This is a genomic window from Streptomyces sp. NPDC037421, assembly GCF_055602105.1.
On sequence record NZ_JBVJWV010000016.1, the window covers coordinates 60,952 to 76,920 of the forward strand.

The 15,969-nt window shown below is 72.6% G+C and carries 21 protein-coding genes; 4 read left to right on the forward strand and 17 right to left on the reverse strand.

The genetic code is table 11. From position 1 onward, the window contains the following. Nucleotides 1-16 precede the first annotated feature (16 nt). The 12 genes from ACZ7IF_RS22870 to ACZ7IF_RS22925 form a co-directional block, all read right to left on the reverse strand. Complete coding sequence (locus tag ACZ7IF_RS22870) at nucleotides 17-199, reverse strand: hypothetical protein (protein ID WP_267036736.1); 183 nt, start codon at nucleotides 197-199, stop codon at nucleotides 17-19. Between the two features lie 49 nt (nucleotides 200-248). After that, complete coding sequence (locus tag ACZ7IF_RS22875) at nucleotides 249-827, reverse strand: hypothetical protein (protein WP_470974128.1); 579 nt, start codon at nucleotides 825-827, stop codon at nucleotides 249-251. Continuing rightward, entirely contained in the window at nucleotides 824-1,561 is a 738-nt protein-coding gene (locus ACZ7IF_RS22880; RefSeq protein ID WP_470974131.1) for a hypothetical protein, read from the reverse strand. Before ACZ7IF_RS22880 ends, ACZ7IF_RS22875 begins: the two co-directional genes overlap by 4 nt. 2 nt (nucleotides 1,562-1,563) lie before the next feature. Then, the gene (locus ACZ7IF_RS22885; protein ID WP_470974134.1) at nucleotides 1,564-2,502 is read right to left on the reverse strand and encodes a hypothetical protein; all 939 of its coding nucleotides are present in this window, start codon (nucleotides 2,500-2,502) and stop codon (nucleotides 1,564-1,566) included. A gap of 57 nt (nucleotides 2,503-2,559) precedes the next feature. Then, nucleotides 2,560-3,054, reverse strand: coding sequence for a hypothetical protein (locus ACZ7IF_RS22890; protein WP_470974137.1), 495 nt, complete (start codon nucleotides 3,052-3,054; stop codon nucleotides 2,560-2,562). An 8-nt stretch (nucleotides 3,055-3,062) separates the two neighbouring features. Beyond that, nucleotides 3,063-5,366 carry a hypothetical protein gene (locus tag ACZ7IF_RS22895; protein WP_470974139.1) on the reverse strand — a complete coding sequence of 768 codons (2,304 nt, stop codon included), beginning with the start codon at nucleotides 5,364-5,366 and terminating at the stop codon, nucleotides 3,063-3,065. Next, nucleotides 5,363-5,743, reverse strand: a complete 381-nt coding sequence (locus ACZ7IF_RS22900) for a DUF6507 family protein (RefSeq protein WP_470974142.1) — start codon at nucleotides 5,741-5,743, stop codon at nucleotides 5,363-5,365. Before ACZ7IF_RS22900 ends, ACZ7IF_RS22895 begins: the two co-directional genes overlap by 4 nt. Nucleotides 5,744-5,791: 48 nt before the next feature. After that, entirely contained in the window at nucleotides 5,792-6,100 is a 309-nt protein-coding gene (locus ACZ7IF_RS22905; RefSeq protein WP_470974145.1) for a pore-forming ESAT-6 family protein, read from the reverse strand. Nucleotides 6,101-6,120: 20 nt separating this feature from the next. Then, nucleotides 6,121-6,453 (reverse strand): hypothetical protein, encoded by a 333-nt coding sequence (locus tag ACZ7IF_RS22910; RefSeq protein ID WP_470974147.1) that lies wholly within the window; start codon nucleotides 6,451-6,453, stop codon nucleotides 6,121-6,123. An 80-nt stretch (nucleotides 6,454-6,533) separates the two neighbouring features. Next, nucleotides 6,534-7,343 (reverse strand): hypothetical protein, encoded by an 810-nt coding sequence (locus ACZ7IF_RS22915; RefSeq protein ID WP_470974150.1) that lies wholly within the window; start codon nucleotides 7,341-7,343, stop codon nucleotides 6,534-6,536. A 1-nt stretch (nucleotide 7,344) separates the two neighbouring features. Further along, nucleotides 7,345-8,718, reverse strand: a complete 1,374-nt coding sequence (locus tag ACZ7IF_RS22920) for a PH domain-containing protein (protein WP_470974152.1) — start codon at nucleotides 8,716-8,718, stop codon at nucleotides 7,345-7,347. After that, complete coding sequence (locus ACZ7IF_RS22925) at nucleotides 8,715-9,206, reverse strand: PH domain-containing protein (protein ID WP_470974155.1); 492 nt, start codon at nucleotides 9,204-9,206, stop codon at nucleotides 8,715-8,717. Before ACZ7IF_RS22925 ends, ACZ7IF_RS22920 begins: the two co-directional genes overlap by 4 nt. A gap of 31 nt (nucleotides 9,207-9,237) precedes the next feature. On the opposite strand from ACZ7IF_RS22925, the gene ACZ7IF_RS22930 reads away from it, so the two are divergent. From ACZ7IF_RS22930 to ACZ7IF_RS22945, 4 genes are all read left to right on the forward strand, one after another. Then, nucleotides 9,238-10,380 carry an NADH-quinone oxidoreductase subunit D gene (locus ACZ7IF_RS22930; protein WP_470974158.1) on the forward strand — a complete coding sequence of 381 codons (1,143 nt, stop codon included), beginning with the start codon at nucleotides 9,238-9,240 and terminating at the stop codon, nucleotides 10,378-10,380. Nucleotides 10,381-10,464: 84 nt separating this feature from the next. Next, nucleotides 10,465-11,340, forward strand: coding sequence for an arylamine N-acetyltransferase family protein (locus tag ACZ7IF_RS22935; RefSeq protein WP_470974161.1), 876 nt, complete (start codon nucleotides 10,465-10,467; stop codon nucleotides 11,338-11,340). Between the two features lie 37 nt (nucleotides 11,341-11,377). Beyond that, nucleotides 11,378-11,593, forward strand: coding sequence for a hypothetical protein (locus tag ACZ7IF_RS22940; protein WP_470974164.1), 216 nt, complete (start codon nucleotides 11,378-11,380; stop codon nucleotides 11,591-11,593). A gap of 92 nt (nucleotides 11,594-11,685) precedes the next feature. Further along, nucleotides 11,686-12,021, forward strand: coding sequence for a hypothetical protein (locus tag ACZ7IF_RS22945; protein WP_470974167.1), 336 nt, complete (start codon nucleotides 11,686-11,688; stop codon nucleotides 12,019-12,021). Between the two features lie 44 nt (nucleotides 12,022-12,065). On the opposite strand, the gene ACZ7IF_RS22950 is transcribed toward ACZ7IF_RS22945, so the two are convergent. From ACZ7IF_RS22950 to ACZ7IF_RS22970, 5 genes are all read right to left on the reverse strand, one after another. Continuing rightward, nucleotides 12,066-12,377 carry a CPCC family cysteine-rich protein gene (locus ACZ7IF_RS22950; protein WP_470974171.1) on the reverse strand — a complete coding sequence of 104 codons (312 nt, stop codon included), beginning with the start codon at nucleotides 12,375-12,377 and terminating at the stop codon, nucleotides 12,066-12,068. Nucleotides 12,378-12,387: 10 nt separating this feature from the next. Then, complete coding sequence (locus ACZ7IF_RS22955; RefSeq protein ID WP_470974174.1) at nucleotides 12,388-13,383, reverse strand: hypothetical protein; 996 nt, start codon at nucleotides 13,381-13,383, stop codon at nucleotides 12,388-12,390. Between the two features lie 95 nt (nucleotides 13,384-13,478). Continuing rightward, a complete protein-coding gene (locus tag ACZ7IF_RS22960) occupies nucleotides 13,479-14,462 on the reverse strand; it encodes an ABC transporter substrate-binding protein (RefSeq protein ID WP_470974177.1) in 984 nt (327 codons plus the stop codon). 47 nt (nucleotides 14,463-14,509) lie between these two features. Further along, nucleotides 14,510-15,175 (reverse strand): ABC transporter permease, encoded by a 666-nt coding sequence (locus tag ACZ7IF_RS22965; protein WP_470974181.1) that lies wholly within the window; start codon nucleotides 15,173-15,175, stop codon nucleotides 14,510-14,512. 4 nt (nucleotides 15,176-15,179) lie between these two features. Beyond that, the gene (locus ACZ7IF_RS22970; protein ID WP_470974378.1) at nucleotides 15,180-15,926 is read right to left on the reverse strand and encodes an ABC transporter permease; all 747 of its coding nucleotides are present in this window, start codon (nucleotides 15,924-15,926) and stop codon (nucleotides 15,180-15,182) included. Between the last annotated feature and the right edge of the window lie 43 nt (nucleotides 15,927-15,969).

Below are 15,969 nucleotides of genomic sequence, written 5' to 3' on the forward strand. Positions count from 1 at the left end.
CACGCGTTCGAACCTATCACCGAGTACTGACCTGACCGGGCGTCCCCGTCTTGCCGATGAGGCGGTGGGAGATGAAGGACCAGCCGACGCATCCGGCGCACAGCACCGCCGCGATGACCAGCCCGGCGACGGCCTTCCCGATCCGCTCGTCGGCAACCCGCCGCCCGCGCTGCGCGCCGAACAGCACGGCGTCGCGCATCCTGCGCCGCCGCACCGCGACGGACTCCAGCAACTGGCTGTCGTAATCCTCAGCCGCCACCCCGGCCTCCCTTCTCCCTGTCGCCCCGCACGCTAGTACGCCCCCTCACGACGCCGAAACCGGTGGCGGCGGTTCCGCCATGCTCCTGCCACGTTCCCAGCCGCACCCGGCACTCGACGAAGTCCACGAACCCGTTCTCGATCCAGAACCCCCCGCCGAGCTCCAACACCCCGACCAGCGGCTCGAAGGGATCGGGCAGCCCGGCGAAGGGCTCTCGTGCCCGCTCCGGCAGACAGGCCCAGCTCAGCGCGGCCCGGCAGATCCGGCCGGTGAGCGGGTTGCCCGCGTGCGCGGCGAGGAACGCGTCGAGCCGGGCGAGGAGTTCCGGGTCCGCCCGCACGGAGGGGTCGACCCGGCGGGCGAGGTCGAAGAAGGGCCACCGGTCCGGCTGCCAGGCGCCGAAGAAGTCCCCCTCCCGCCCCTCCTGCAACACCCGCACCCAGAGCGCTGCCCGCCGCAGGTACTCCCGCAGCAGCCGCGCGCATTCGGCCCCGTGCCCGAACTCGTGCTCCTTCGCCCACCAGTCGACGGCGGTGACCCGCGCGACCAGCTCGTGGGCACCGGTCATGCGGGTTTGACGGCGGACACGATCCGCCCGAGCCGCCGGGCAGCCTCCAGGCGGTCGATCGCGACCAGCCCCGCCCGCTCGGCCGGCCGGTCCGCCGGCTGCCACCGCAGGTCCCACCCGAACACCTCGTCCGCGGGTGCGTCCACGTCCCCGGCTTCCCGCCGCCGCTGAACCGTCTCCCGGCCGTCCTCCGCGCCGTGGTACGTGATGCACCCCTCGCCCTCCAGCGCGTCGAGCACGGCGTCGTCGAGCACGGCCACGGGCCGGCTGGCTAGGTAGCCCTCCGGCTTGCCGGGGCGCACCATCACACCGACGAGGTCGATGAAGGCGCCCGAGCAGTCACGGCTGAAGGACCCGCCGCGCTCGTAGAACAGCACGAGCGGCTCGTACAGGTCCGGCAGCCCGGCCACCGCGTCCGGCGTCCGCTCCCCGAGCCCCGCCAGCCGCACGGCCCCGGCACAGGTCTTGCGGAGCTCCTCCCAGAAGACCGTGCGCTGCAGCTCCTCCAGCTCGGCCGCCTGCGCGGGCGGCAGCCCGAACTCGGGATCCACGTACGCCGTGACGTCGTAGAACGGCCACGCCCCCTCGGCCCCGCAGGCCTTCGCCCACACGGCGGCGCGGCGCAGGTACTCCCACATCAGCACCTGCCGGGACCCGCAGCGCTCGAACGCGAGGTCCCACCGCATGTCCCAGTCCACGGCCCGCAGCCGCTCCAGCATCCGCGACGCCGTCACCCTCATCCCCTCCCCGAAAGCTCTTGGAGCGCGTCCAGCGACGGCGCCCGGTGGACGGCCGCTCCGACCGTGGCTCCCGCCCCGGTCCGGCCGAGGCAGCCGTCCAGGGCCTCCGGCGCCCCGGCCCCGTCACGCCGTGCGGCCCGGAACCGCAGCAGCCAGGGCACGCCCGCCCCGAAGGCCGCTTCCCCCGCCGCACTGCGGGGCTCGTAGCCGGCCGCGCCGCCGGCCGAGGCCCAGAGGAACCCGAGGAGCCGCTCCCCGCCCCGCACTTCGGCGTACCGGACGGGCTCCTCGGTGCTGCTCTCGTAGTCCTCTTCCCCGTATCCGCCGGGGAGGAGGTTCACGAGCCGCTGCCAGCGCGCGGGCACCTCGAAGTTGCCCCAGGAGTCGTAGTACTCCGGGTACTCCGGCCCCTCCGCGAACCCGTCCGCCGTGGGGCAGGCGTGCCGGGTCGGGTCGCCCGGGTCGACCTCCGCACCCGTCAGCCCGGAGATCCGCTCCAGCGCGGCGGCGAGCCGGGGAGCGTTCGCGGCGGCCACCGCGGGCTGCGGCCGCTCCCGGAGGTCCTGGGCCAGCCAGGGATCGGCGTACGTGGACAGTACGAGCACCACCGCGCCCTCGCCCCACACGTGGACCCGTACGCCGAACAGCTTCTCGGCCCGCCGCCGGACCCCGGCCTCCGCCCACTCACCGGGCAGCGCGAGGTGCACCGTCAGCAGCCGGCCGGGCAGCAGTCGCACGGCACCGGCCGCCTCGGCCAGGGCTTCGCCGGGCACGCCGCGCCGCTCGAACAGCGGACGCGCCATGGCCGACAGGTCACAGAGCTCGACCGAGCCCGTTCCGCCGCCGGCGACCAGCCCGAGGGAAGCCAGGACGCCCCTGACCTCCCCCACCAGCGCGAGGGCCCTCGAAACCCCGCTCACGGGGGCATCGAGCACGGGGGAAGGCTCCCAGAACCATTCCCCCACCGGCTCGGTCGTGATCACTGGTGTGACTCAGGCCGCCAGCAGCGTCTTGGCACGGAGGAAGATGTCATCGTCTTCCAAGTCCACGGACTGCTCCTCCATATCGGTCACGATCCGCCGCAGCACCTTCGCCCACTCGCTGACGAACACCGGCACAGGAACCACCGAATCGCCGCGCTCGGCAAGCAGCGACTCGTAGTTCCCGAGCGTGCTGTGCCACCGCGCCCCGATCCTGAGGGATTCGCCCTCGCGGACGATTCGCCATTCGGCCGAGAACGTGTCAGACCCCCAGAAGACCTCGGTCTCCGAGAATTCCGGGCGCTGGACTTCCTCGAGGAGGGGAACCAGGTCGTCGACGAGAGCGGCGAGGTCGTATCCGTAAGGCACCCTGACCGGAACCAGATTCCACACCAGGATGGCGTCCTCCGCCTCGGAGGAGTACATCTCACCGACCGCGTCGGCCATGTCGGCTGCGGACTCACACCTCCGAACAACCGGGCAACCTGCCTGGATCGAGAAACTCATCGCCGTTCCTATCGTGTGGTCGGGTAAGCGTGCACCTTGCCGTTCGGGTACACCTTGACAAAGAGGGTGTTCGGCGTGCGCGTCTTGCCGTCGGGCATGTACTCGATGCAGCCGTGACCCTCGGGAAGCTTGAAGAAGCCTGTCTTTCCGGGGCCCAGCTCAGCGGCGCGCACCGTAGCGTAGTGGACGTCCGCGGGTGTTCCGAACTTTCCTTGCGGCTTCATTTCCTTACTCGCGCGCGCCGGCCCCTCGGTCCAGTCGATTCCGTGCTTGGCACCCTTGAGAAGAGGCGCTTCCGGCTTGAATTTCTGACCGTTGAACTCAATGCCACGGCTGACCAGGTCGATTTGCTTCTTCCTGCTGAGCGCATCCAGTTCGGCCTGGCTCTTCATGAAGTCGGCCTGCTGGGCAGCGTCGATCGGGTGCGGATTCTCGGGGCTTCCCAGAGGATGCTCGTTGACCGGGTTGTCAGGCCCGTCGCCGTTTCCGGGGCCGTCACCGCCGTCGGGACCGTCGGGACCGTCACCCGGTCCATCGCCAGGACCGTCACCGGGCCCGTCACCCGGACCATCGCCAGGACCGTCACCGGGCCCGTCACCCGGACCATCGCCAGGACCGTCACCCGGACCATCGCCAGGACCGTCACCGGGCCCGTCACCCGGACCATCGCCGGGACCGTCACCCGGACCATCGCCAGGACCGTCACCGTGGCCGCCCGTGCCCGGGCCGTCGCCGTGGCCGCCCGTGGAGGGGGTGTCCGTGTGGCCGCCGCCGGTGGTGGGGGTGGTGTCGGTGTTGCCGTGGCCGCCCGTGCCGCCGTTGCCGCCGGGTTCGGTGTGGCTGTTGCGCGGCATGTTGTCCGCGGTGCCGCCCGGGGTGTGGGAGGCGGTGCCGCCCGGGGTGCGGGTGGTGGCGTCGACCTGGTGGGCGGGGCCGCCGACCGTGACTTCCTGCTTCTTCGGGACTTCGGCCAGGGGGTGGTCGGGGCCCTTGGGGACCGAGGTGAGGTCCTGCTTGGGCAGGCCCTTGTGGTCCAGGAGCTGGTTCGTGGTCTTGTCGAAGTACTGGGGCCGCCCGAGCGCGTCGTCGGGGAGGCGGACCGTGTCGTCCGGGTGCGGGAACTTGATGCCCGGGGCGTCGGCCTTCGGGAGGTCCTTCCACACCACGTCGTCGATCTTCGGGAACGCGCCGTCGACCTTGCCGAGGTTGGCGAACAGGTCGCCGATCTTCAGCTTCGCGAGGGAGCCGGCCTTGCCGATGTAGGTGATCGGGTCGATGATCCTGCCGGCCTTGCCCGCCACCGACAGGACCTTCGCGATCCCGCCCGTCTTCGCCGCCGCGCCCGCACCGCCGGTGAAAACGGTCGTGAGGACGTTGAAGGTGACCGCACCCGCCGCGCGGGCGGGGTTCTTGCCCCACTCGTCCCACGCGACCAGCGCCTTGCCGGTCTCCTTCATCGCCGTACGCGAGTCCTTCAGCCAGCCCGGGAGCTGCTTGTCGTCCGCCATCCAGAACGCCGTGCCGACACCGGGGATGGAGGTGATCGCCAGGCCCGTGGCGAGTTTCGCCAGGCCCGTCCAGGCCTGGCCGGCCGCGTCCCAGCCGTCCACGCCGACCAGGGTGCCGAGGCCGCGGATGGTGCCCCAGATCCCGTCGACGATGATGCCGTCCCATACGAAGGACTTGGCCCAGTAGCCGATCTCCCACGCCCGGTGGGTCTCCTCCAGCTGGGAGCCCCAGGGCAGGTCCTGGACCTTGTTCAGGTCGTCGGCCTTGTAGCCGTACATGTTCGCGCCGTTGGAACCGTCGTTGACGGTCAGCGGCGGCGCGCAGTACAGGGCACGGATCTTGTTCGTGCAGGTACGCTCCGCAGCCCAGAAAGCCTCACACGCCGCGTTGACGTCGTGGATCAGATCGTTGTTCTCATCGATCTTGTCCCCGTCGTCCTTCCAGTGCTCATCCCCGGCGATCTTGCTGGTGAACGTCGTCGCCTTCGCCTGGAGCTCCTTCAGGCGCGCGACGATCGGGCGGGCCTCGGTGACGTACTCACCCAGCGCCTTGGCGGCCGACTCCAGCTGGTCCGCGAAGAAGTCGCTGTCCGTCTTCACCGGCTTCGTCGTGGCGAACAACTGCGCCGCCTCGGGAGCGGCGTAGAAGGCCGAGAGGCCCTGGAACTCGGAGTCCACGTTCGACCCCGCATCACGGAACGTCCCCGCCGCCGCCGTGATCGCCGCATGGTCCTGCGCCAGCAAGTCCAGGTCACCCGTGAACTGCGGGATCGTGCACGGATTGATCGGTACGTGGTCGGTCACTTCTGACCCGCCCCGGGAAGGTCGACCTTCGGCTCCTTCAGGGCCTCGTTCTGCGCGTTCTGGGCCTGCTCGATGTTGCCGTTCACGTACTCCGTCGTCGCCTTGATGGCGCCGTTCAGCGAGGCCTCCGTGCGGGCGCCGATGAACGCGAGACGGTACTCGTGGGCCTTCATGAGCTCACCCAGCGCGCCGGCGATCGGGCCCATGCCGCCGCCCTCGCCGCCGGTGCCGCCGCCCGGAGTGATGGTGCCCGCGTGCTTCGCGGCCTCCGGCAGCTCCGTCTGGAGCGACTTGCCCGCCTTCTCGAAGCCCTCGGCGGCGGTGATCGTCTTGTTGACGACCCCCTGCACGCCGGACGGCTTGATGTCCCAGTCCATGCCCTACCCCCGTGTCCTCGCGTCCCTCGTCCGGCGTGCGTACCGGCGTCAGCCGATGTTGTCGACCGCCGCCTTGGCCTTCTGCAGCGTGGCCTGCGCGGTCGCGTCGTTCTGCTCCAGCGTGGTGCGGACGAGGCGGATGATGTCGCGGACCTCGTTCGCCGCCTTGTTCCAGCGGACTTCCTTGCCGTGGTACTCGTCGGAGACGCCGTCGGCCTGGAACTCGGCCATCGCCGCCTTCACCGCGTTGTCACGTTCGCCGAGCACCCGCTCCAGCTGGCCGATGATCCCGCCGAGGCCGCCCTGGACCTCCACGGAGGCGGCGATGTCGTACGAGGTGCGGTCCTGGTTCGCCATGTCTGTCAGTCCCCCGGGTGTCAGCGCGCGCCGAAGCGAGCGGCGTCGAAGTTCGCGGAGCCCATGTTCTGGTGGGCGTTGTCGCCCTGCTCCTGGTCACCGGTGGTGAACGAGGTGTCCATCCCGGACTGACCGCCGATGATGGCGCGCAGCGAGGCGTTGAGCTCGGCGGTGATCGCGTCCGAGCGCCGCTTGAAGGAGTCGAACGCCTGCCGGCCGACGCCGTTGAACTTGCCCTCCAGCGGGTCCGCCGCGGCGATCAGCAGCTTGATCAGCGTGCCGAGGTCGTCGCTGGAGCCGCTCGTGGCCTTGCCCAGCTCGGACAGCGTGGTGCTGCCCATGTCGAACTTCATTCACCCACCCCTGACGTGTTGTTCCGTCACTTGCGTGCGTACCTGTCTACCGAAGGGACGTTGCGAACACAAACACGGTTTCATCCGGCCTGAACGTCTGTCCGAAAATCGCCCCCCATGGGTTCCCGGTCCCCCAGTACCTCGCGTACGTAGTCGTCCCCCGCGTCCCACAGCCAGGCCGCCAGCGCCTTCCCGGCCGGGCCCTGGCAGCGGGAGACGGGGCCGGCGGCGTGCCGGAGGGCGCGGCCGGAAGGGGCGTTGTCGAACAGCAGCCGGAGCAGTTCCACGGCGAGTTCCTCGTCGACCAGGGTCACGGCGCCCGCCAGGCCGACCAGTTGGGTCTCCACGTCGAAGGAGAAGCGCTCGCCGGCCCGCATCCGGGCGAGCCCCCGCTCGACCGCCGCGCGGATCCCGGGCAGGCAGTCCCGTACGGAAGCCGTGTCCAGGCAGTCGCCGAGCCGGTTGTCGAAGCCCTCCCGGTCGGCGAGGTCGACCAGGGCGCGCAGGGTCGCGGCGCGCAGCTCCGAGGTGCCCTTCTCCTCGGCCAACTCCTCGCTGTGGACGGCGGCTTCACAGAAGAGCCCGTAGCTGCGGTCCTGGGAGAACCAGCGGTCGGTGGACCAGCCGTACCAGAAGGCGGCGCGGGGGTCGGTGGTGGCGGCCCGGAGGACGGCCTCGAAGCCGGCGGGCTCGGCCCAGTGGACCAGGGCGATGAGGGCCATGAGGCGTTCGCCGTCGCTCGCGGCGGGGTCGTCGAGGAGGGCGGTGAGGCCGGGTACGCGGTCGCGGTGGGCGGGATGGTCCTCGCCCTCCCAGATCACGTCGTAGGGGTCGTCGGTGGGGGTGCCGTCGAAATCGGTACCGAGCAGCCGCTCGTAGGCCGTCGTCATGTCAGGTCATCCATCGGTCGGGGCGGGCCGCCGCACGGGAGGTGCGGGAGCGGACCGCCTGGTCGTGCAGCAGGCCGCCGGCCTCGGCGGCGGCGCGCAGCCGGGCCGTGACGGTGGTGTTGGCGCCGGTGTCCACATGCACGTCGGCCACTCCCCGGGCGCGCTCCCAGGGGCCCTGGGAGAGGCGCACGCTCTGTACCTTCGCATGCGGAACGATCTCCGTGCGCCGGCACAGCCGGCCCCGCCTGGCCGCGAAGACGTGCTCCGAGACGGCCAGGCCGTACCCCTTCCACCACACCGGAACCACCCAGCGCGAGCCGGTGCGCGGGGAAGGGCTGAACTCCAGGCCCGCGGGGTCCGCGCCCGGCAGCACGCGGGCGATCAGGGCGTGGGCGGCGGCCCGGGTGGCCACCGGGACCAGCACCCCGTTCTTGGAGCCGGCCACGGCCAGCTCCACCCGGACCCAGCCGCGCCGCCGCCACAGCAGCGGCTCCACGATCCGTACGGCCTGCACGCGCCCCGGGGGGACCGTCTCGTGGGCCCGGTCCAGCAGCCCGTGGTCCAGGCGCAGCCCGTCGGGGGACTCGGCGACGGTCCAGTCGTACCCGGTGAGGAACCGGCCCGCGGTGCCGCCCCACGCCGCGCCGAGCAGCGGGACCAGGACGGCCGCGGCCGCCCAGAGGCTGTCGCTGACCCGCCACACGACCAGCGGGGCGACGAGCCCTCCGGCGAGCGCCGCCCACACGTCGAGGCCGAGCAGCAGGGAGACCACCAGGTCCCGTACGGACACGCGCAGCAGCTCCCGCGCGGGGGCCTGGCCGACGGCGACGGCCTCGGCGGGCGCGAAACCGGCCGCGCGGGCCAGCAGCTCGGCGCGCAGGGCGACGGCGTCGCGTTCGTCGAGGAAGGCCAGCTCGTCCTTCGCCTCGGTGCCGACGACGTCGAGGCGGAGTTTGGCGACCCCGGCGATCCGGGCCAGCATCGGGCGGGTGACGTCCACGGCCTGGATGCGGTCGAGGCGGATGTGGGCGGTGCGGCGGAAGAGCAGGCCGGTGCGGATGCGGAGCTCGGTGTCGGTGACGGCGTAGTGGGTGAACCACCAGCTGAGGAAGCCGTACGAGCCGAAGAAGAGGACCAGCCCGGCCACCATGAGCAGCCGCACGGCGGGGGTGAGGCCGCCCACCCACTCCTGGGCGCGCTCGCCCTGCTGGATGACGACACCGGCGGTGGCGGTGATGGGCACCCACGCGCGGCGCAGCGGGGTCAGCACGTGCAGCCGCCGCTCGCCGGTCCCCTGCGGGGCGGGGGTCTCGGCCGGAGCCCCCGGCCGGACGGGGGCGGCCCGGTCCGGTTCGCTCGCGGAGCGGCCCGTCACAGTCCCGCCGACCTTGCTTCGCCCAGGGCGGTCAGGCGGTCGCGGAGGCGTTCGGCCTCCGCGGGGGCCAGGCCCGGGATCTTGGCGTCCGTCGCCGCGGCCGCCGTGTGGAGCTGGACCGAGGCCAGGCCGAAGCGGCGCTCCAGCGGGCCCGAGGTCACCTCCACCAGCTGCATCCGCCCGTACGGGACCACCGTCTCCTCCCGCCACAGCACCCCCCGGCTGATCAGCAGGTCGTCCGCCCGCTCCGCGTACCGCCAGGACCGCCAGTTCCGCCCGATCAGCACCCACCCCCAGGCCAGCACGGCCGGCCAGAACGCCGCGAAGGCCGCCCAGCCCGGCCCGAACGCCAGCCCCAGCGACACGCCGGTCGCCACCGTGAGCGGCACCGTCCAGATCACCAGCAGCAGCCGCCGGACCCCGCGCAGCCCGCCCGGCAGGCCCACCCACTCCGGGCGGCCCGTCTCACCCTTCGTCCCCGTATCCATGCGCCCACCCTAGGGCTGAGACAATGCGCCCATGACGGAGACCACGGTCGGCATCGGCGGTGCGGCGGAGAGCACCGACATGGTGCTCAACATCGGACCCCAGCACCCTTCCACCCACGGCGTGCTGCGCCTGCGGCTCGTCCTGGACGGCGAGCGCATCGCCAGCGCCGAGCCGGTGGTCGGCTACATGCACCGGGGCGCCGAGAAGCTCTTCGAGGCGCGCGACTACCGCCAGATCGTGATGCTCGCGAACCGCCACGACTGGCTGTCCGCGTTCTCCAACGAGCTCGGCGTGGTCATGGCCGTCGAGCGGATGCTCGGCATGGAGGTCCCCGAGCGCGCGGTGTGGATGCGTACGCTCCTCGCCGAGCTGAACCGGGTCCTGAACCACCTGATGTTCCTGGGTTCCTACCCCCTCGAACTGGGCGGTATCACCCCGATCTTCCACGCGTTCCGTGAGCGCGAGGAGCTCCAGGCCGTGATGGAGGAGATCTCCGGCGGCCGCATGCACTACATGTTCAACCGCGTCGGCGGCCTCAAGGAGGACCTCCCGGCCGGCTGGCTCGGCCGGGCCCGCGCCGCCATCGCCGACGTCCGCACCCGCATGGACGTCTACGACAAGCTGGTCCACGGCAACGAGATCTTCCGGGCCCGCACCCGCGGCGTGGGCGTCCTGTCCGCCGAGGCGGTGCACGCGTACGGGGTGTCCGGCCCGATCGCCCGCGCCTCCGGCGTGGACTTCGACCTGCGCCGCGACGAGCCGTACCTGGCGTACGGCGAGCTGGCCGACGTGCTGAAGGTCGTCACCCGCACCGAGGGCGACTGCCTGGCCCGCTTCGAGGTGCTGCTCGGCCAGACGCACAACGCCCTCGACCTGGCCGTGGCCTGCCTGGACCGGATGGCGGAGCTGCCGCCGGGGCCGGTCAACCAGCGGCTGCCGAAGGTGCTGAAGGCGCCCGAGGGCAGCACGTACGCCTGGACGGAGAACCCGCTCGGCATCAACGGCTACTACCTGGTCTCGAAGGGCGAGAAGACCCCGTACCGGCTGAAGCTGCGCAGCGCCTCCTTCAACAACATCCAGGCGCTGGCCGTGCTGCTGCCCGGGCAGCTGGTCGCGGACATGGTGTCGATCCTCGGGTCGCTCTTCTTCGTGGTCGGCGACATCGACAAGTAGGGCGTCCGTCCGCCGGGACCGCGACCTGACAGTCGGGCGGAAATCCGCCCGTGCCGTGTCGGTGCCGCCCCCTAGGGTGCCCCCATGACCACTGGCCCGTACCCGGACTACCTGCGCCGACTCGGCCTGACCGAGCCCGGCGTCCCCTCCGCCGAGGGGCTGTTCGCGCTCCAGCGCGCCCACCTGGAGCGCATCGCCTACGACAACATCGACATCCAGCTCGGCCGGCCGCCCGGCATCGACCCCGGGCTGTCGGCGCGCCGGTTCGCCGACGGGCGCGGCGGCTACTGCTTCCACCTCAACGGCGCCTTCGCGGCGCTCCTGGAGGTCCTGGGCTACGACGTGACCCGCCACCTCGGCGGGGTCGAGGCCGACGCCGGGTCGCGCGTGGTCAACGGCCGGCACCTGACGCTGACCGTGCGCGTCGACGGGGCGGCGTACTGGGTGGACGCCGGGCTCGGGGACGGCCCGTACGAGCCGCTGCCGCTGCGCGAGGGCTCGTACGAGCAGGGCGGCTTCCGCTACGCGCTGCGGCGGCTGGACCCGCTGGAGGGCGAGGGCCCCGGCTGGAGCTACCTCACGCCCGACAGCCACATGCCCCGGGTGAACTTCCGCGACGCCCCCGCGACGACGGCCGACTTCGAGGAGGCGCACACCTGGCTGTCGACCTCCCCCGACTCCTCCTTCGTACGGACCTCCGCGCTGTTCCGGCGGGACGCGGACGGCGTGGACATCCTGCGCGGCCGGGTCCTGACCCGGCTGTCGGGGGGCGGGAAGGTGACGGCCGAGCGGGAACTGGCCGGGGAGCGGGAGTTCTTCGAGGTGCTGGAGGGCGTCTTCCTGCGGCGGCTCGACGACCTGACGGAGGCGGACCGGGAGGCCCTGTGGGCCCGGGTGGACGAGGCCCACAGGGCCTGGCTCGCCTCCAGGGCCGCGACGGAGCCTTCGAAGGCCTCCTGACGGCTTCGCTGTCGGTGCGGCAGGGCAGACTGGGGGCATGTCCCACTCCCCCCGACGGGCCTGCCCCGCCTGCGGCCGTGACTGCGCGGTGACGGCCGGCCGGATCGCCCGCCACGACCCTCCCTCCGGGCGCGGCCGGGGCGACATGGTGTCCTGCCCGGGCTCCCGGGCCCGGGTGGTGCTCGGCGCCTCCGCCCCGGCCCTGGACGGCTTCGTCCTCGGGCCGCATCCGGGTCAGCTGCCGCTGTTCTGAGTCGCCCCGGCCGTCGGCGTCTGGGTACGGGGCCGTGCGGACTGAGTACGCGTACGGATCCCCGGGCCGGCCCGCCGGGACAGGATGGCCGCATGACCTGGAACCCGCAGCCCCCGACCGTCGCCGCGCCGCAGTCCGCCGCCGCAGTCTCCCGGACCCCCGTGCGCGCGCTGATCGCCGCCGCGCTGTTCGTGCCGGCGCTGGTGGTGGCGAAGATCCTGGTCCTGAGCACCGAGACGGGCTCCCGCTGCCTGGTGCGCGGCGGGTGCGCGCCCTTCCCCGGGGTCTTCTTCCTGGTGCTGTGCGGTGCGGCGGCGGTGGCGATGGTGCTGGCCCTGGCCGCGCCGGAAAGGCTGCGCGGCCGGGCACTGGGCGCCCAACTGGTGCTGGAGCTGCTGGCGGTGGGGCTGGTGCTCGTCTTCCCCTGAGCCCGTTCCGCGCGTCTTGTGCACAGGCTGTGGAAGACGCGCCCTCAGGGGTGCTCCGGCTCCTGCCCGAGGGCCTCGCGGGCGGCCGTCCACCACGCCCCGTCCCCGCCCCGGGTCACCGAGGATTCGTCCAGGCCCTCGGCCGCCCACTCCCGGTACTCGCGCCGGGCGTCGGTGAGGCTCTGGTCCCCGTTGGGGCCGCCCAGGACACGGTCGGCGTCCTCGTCGTCCTGGCCGTCGTCCTCCCAGCCGCACTCGCCGCAGATCTCGAAGCAGGCGCTCGACTCCAGGGTGGGCTGGAAGCAGCAGGGGCAGTCGAAGACCTCGCCGGGCTCTCCCTGGCGGCGCTCGCGCACCGCGCCGCGCCTACGAGATCGCCGTGCGGAGCCGGACGACGTCGATGGGCTCGGTCTCGTCGTGCGCCGTCAGGTCGATGACCTGGCCCACCGCCTCCTGTTCGGGGGTGGGGGCCTTGAACTCCGGCTCGGCTCCGCCGCCCGCGGTCTCCGCCTTGTGGACGGCGAGGGCCTCGGCGCCGACCACGTCGGCCAGGTCCTCGTTCTGCACGGACTCGATCACGGCGCGGGCCTGCGCGGCGTTCTTGGTGCCGAAGAAGTCGAAGCCGCCCTCGACGCGGGAGGCGGTGCGGCGCTGGGCCGCGTACGGGGACACCGCCGCCGCCGGCCGGCGGGCCGGGACCGCCGCCGCCTGGGCGGGGGCGGGGGCGGCCGGACGGGTGTGCGTGGCCGCCGCGGCGGGAGCGGCGGCGGACTGCTCCTCCGCCTTGCGCGCCAGGGCCGACATCGCGGCGTGGGCCCGGGCGTAGCCGACCGGGGTGGGCGCTCCGGCGCCGGTGCGCTCCTCGGAGACCGCCGGGAGCTCCTTGGGGCCGGCCGCCGGGGCCGAGGCGGCCTCGATGGCCAGCAGCCGGCGCTTCTCCAGGGCGCTGGCGCGCTCGGTCTCGGCGGTCGCGTACCGGCGCAGCAGCGCGGCGTGCTCCCCGCGCAGGCCCGCCAGTTCGACGCGCTTGGCGCGCAGCTTGGCGTCGAGGCGGGCGCGCAGCAGGCGCGCTTCCTCTATGTCGGATTCGAGCTCGGCTATCCGCTCGTCCGTCTTCCACTCGTCCTTGACGCGCTCGCGGGCCAGCTCCGCGACCCGGCGGCCGGCCGCCCGGTCCCAGGAGCGCATGAGGACGGCACCGCCCACGCCCGCGGCCGCCGTGAGGGCCACGAGCAGGCGCAGCGCGAGGGGTTCCGCGAGGAGCCAGGCCGCACCGGCGCTGGCCACGGAAACCCCGGCGACGGCCGTCGGCGTGAGAAGTCGGTGCAGGGGCTCGGGATTGCGGTGGCGTCCACGGGGCATGGCCTGAAATTTACAGGGCGTGGACGGCGTGTGGGGTACCCGCCCGGCAAACCGTTCCCTGGCAGTTACCCCACAATTGGCCATCAAACACGTAACTACTGCTTCTTCAGAAGGCCCTTCGAGTCCAGATAGGCCTTCGCGACGTCGGCCGGCTTCGCGCGCTCCGCGTCCACCTTGCGGTTCAGCTCGACGAGGTCGGCGGTCGTCAGCACCTTGGTGAGCGCGTCGAGGGCGGTGGCGACCTCCGGTGCCCCGGCGTCCTTGGCGTTGACGACCGGCAGCACGTTGTCGGCGTTCTGGAGCTTCTTGTCGTCCTCCAGCAGGACCAGGCCGTAGCCGTCGAGGGTGGCGTCGGTGGTGGTGGTCAGCACCAGCTGGTCCACCCCGTCCTTGACGGCCTGCTTGGCCTGCGGGGTGCCGACGCCCTTGGGGTCAATACCGGAAACGGAGATTCCGTACGTCTTCTCCAGTCCGGGTGCGCAGAAGGGGCGGACGGCGCATTCGTCACCCGCCGCGATCTTCACCTTCAGCCCCGACTTTCCAAGATCGGAAAGGGACTTGAGGTTGTTCTTCTGCGCGAATTCCCGGCTCACCGCGAAGGCGTTCTGGTCGACCGCCGAGCCGGACGGGAGGGCCTTCAGCCCGAGCGGCGCCGCGAGCTTCTCCAGCGCCGCGACGGTCGCCGCCGCGTCGCTGGAGGCGACCGGCTTCTCCTTGGGCGCGTTCGGGCCGTTCACCTTGGCGTTCAGGAACTCCGCGAGCGTGGCCGCGTACTCCGGGACGACGTCGATCTCGCCCTTCTCCAGCGACGGCTCGTACAGCTCGCGGTTGTTGACGGTGGTGACCGAGGTGTCGTAGCCGGCGCCGCGCAGGAGCTGCGCGTACAGCTCCGCCAGCACGTTGGACTCGGTGAAGCCCGCCGCGCCGACCACCAGCTTGCCCTTCCCGCCCCCGGCGGGGGCCGAGGCGGAACCGCCGTCCTTGGCCTTCTCCAGGCTCTCGCCGCCGCACGCGGCGAGCGAAACGGTCAGGGCCACCGCGCCCAGGGTCGCGCCGAGGACGCGCGTGGACTTGCTCATCATGCTCCTTAGGGATCGGTAAGAAGGAGGACGGACGGCCGCGCGCCTCAGCGCCACGGGGCCCCCGGCAGCAGCCGGTCCGCAGCCACCAGCGCGCCCTCCACCACCAGGGCCAGCAGCGCCACCAGCACGGCGCCCGCCACCACCTGCGGGGTGTTGTACGTGTTGAAGCCGGCGGTGATGATCCGGCCCAGGCCGCCCTGGCCGACCATCGCCGCGATCGTGGCGGTGGCGACGACCTGCACCGCGGCCGAGCGCAGCCCGGTCATCACCAGGGGGCGCGCGAGGGGCAGTTCCACGCGCAGGAACAGCTGGCGCCCGGACATGCCCATGCCCCGGGCCGCCTCGACCACCGAGCGGTCCACCTCGCGCATGCCGACGTACGCGTTGGTCAGCAGCGGCGGCACGGCGAACAGCACGAGCGCGGCGATGGTGGGCACGTAGCCCGCGCTGCGCAGCGGCGAGACCATGAACAGGGCCAGTACCGCGAACACCGGCACGGCCCGGCCGGCGTTGGAGACGTTCACCGCGAGGGTGCCGCCCTTGCCGAGGTGGCCGAGCCACAGCCCGGCCGGCAGGGCCACCGCGCAGGCGATGGCCAGGGCGATCCCGCTGACGTAGACGTGCTCGCCGAGCCGGTGCCACACCCCCGCCTCGCCGGACCAGTTGGCCCCGTCGGCCAGCCAGTCCCAGGCCCGTGCCATCACGCCCATGCCCTCACGCCCCCTTCGCCTTGGCCGCCGCCGCCGTCGCTGTCGCCGTCGCCTTGGCCTTGGCCGTCGCCTTCGCGGAGCGGCGCCCGGGCCGCGTCCACGGGGTCAGCAGCCGCTGCACGCCGAGCAGCAGCAGGTCGGCGCCGAGCGCGAGCAGCACGCACAGCACGGAGGCGGTGAGCACCTGGGCCTTGAAGGAGCTGTTCACGGCGGGGGCGATCAGGTTGCCCAGCCCGCCCTTGCCGACGATGGAGCCGACGGTGGTCAGCGCCACGGTCGACACGGTGGCGATCCGCACCCCGGCGAGCAGCGCGGGCAGCGCCAGCGGGAGCTCGACCTGCCACAGCAGCCGGGCCGGGCCGTAGCCCATGCCGCGCGCGGCCTCCCGTACGTCCTCGGGGACGGCCTCCAGACCGGCCAGCACGTTGCGGACCAGGATGGTCAGCGAGTACAGCACCAGACCGGTCACCACGAGCGCCGCCGAGAGCCCGAAGAAGGGCAGCAGCAGGGAGAACATGGCGAGCGAGGGGATCGTGTAGAGCAGGGTGGTCAGGCCCAGCACGGGCGCGGCCCAGCGGCGGCCGCGACGGGCCAGCAGGGCGAGCGGCACGGCCACGGCGACGCCGACGAGCACCGACACGGCGGTGATCCAGACGTGTTCGACGGTGGCGTCGGTGAGTTCCCCGGAGCGGGAGGTGACGTACTCCCAGCAGATCCAGTCGTTCGCCACCAGGCAGCCCTGCCCGGCCATGCCGCTCACCCCTTCCCCCCTCGCACGCGTGTGCCGCAGACCG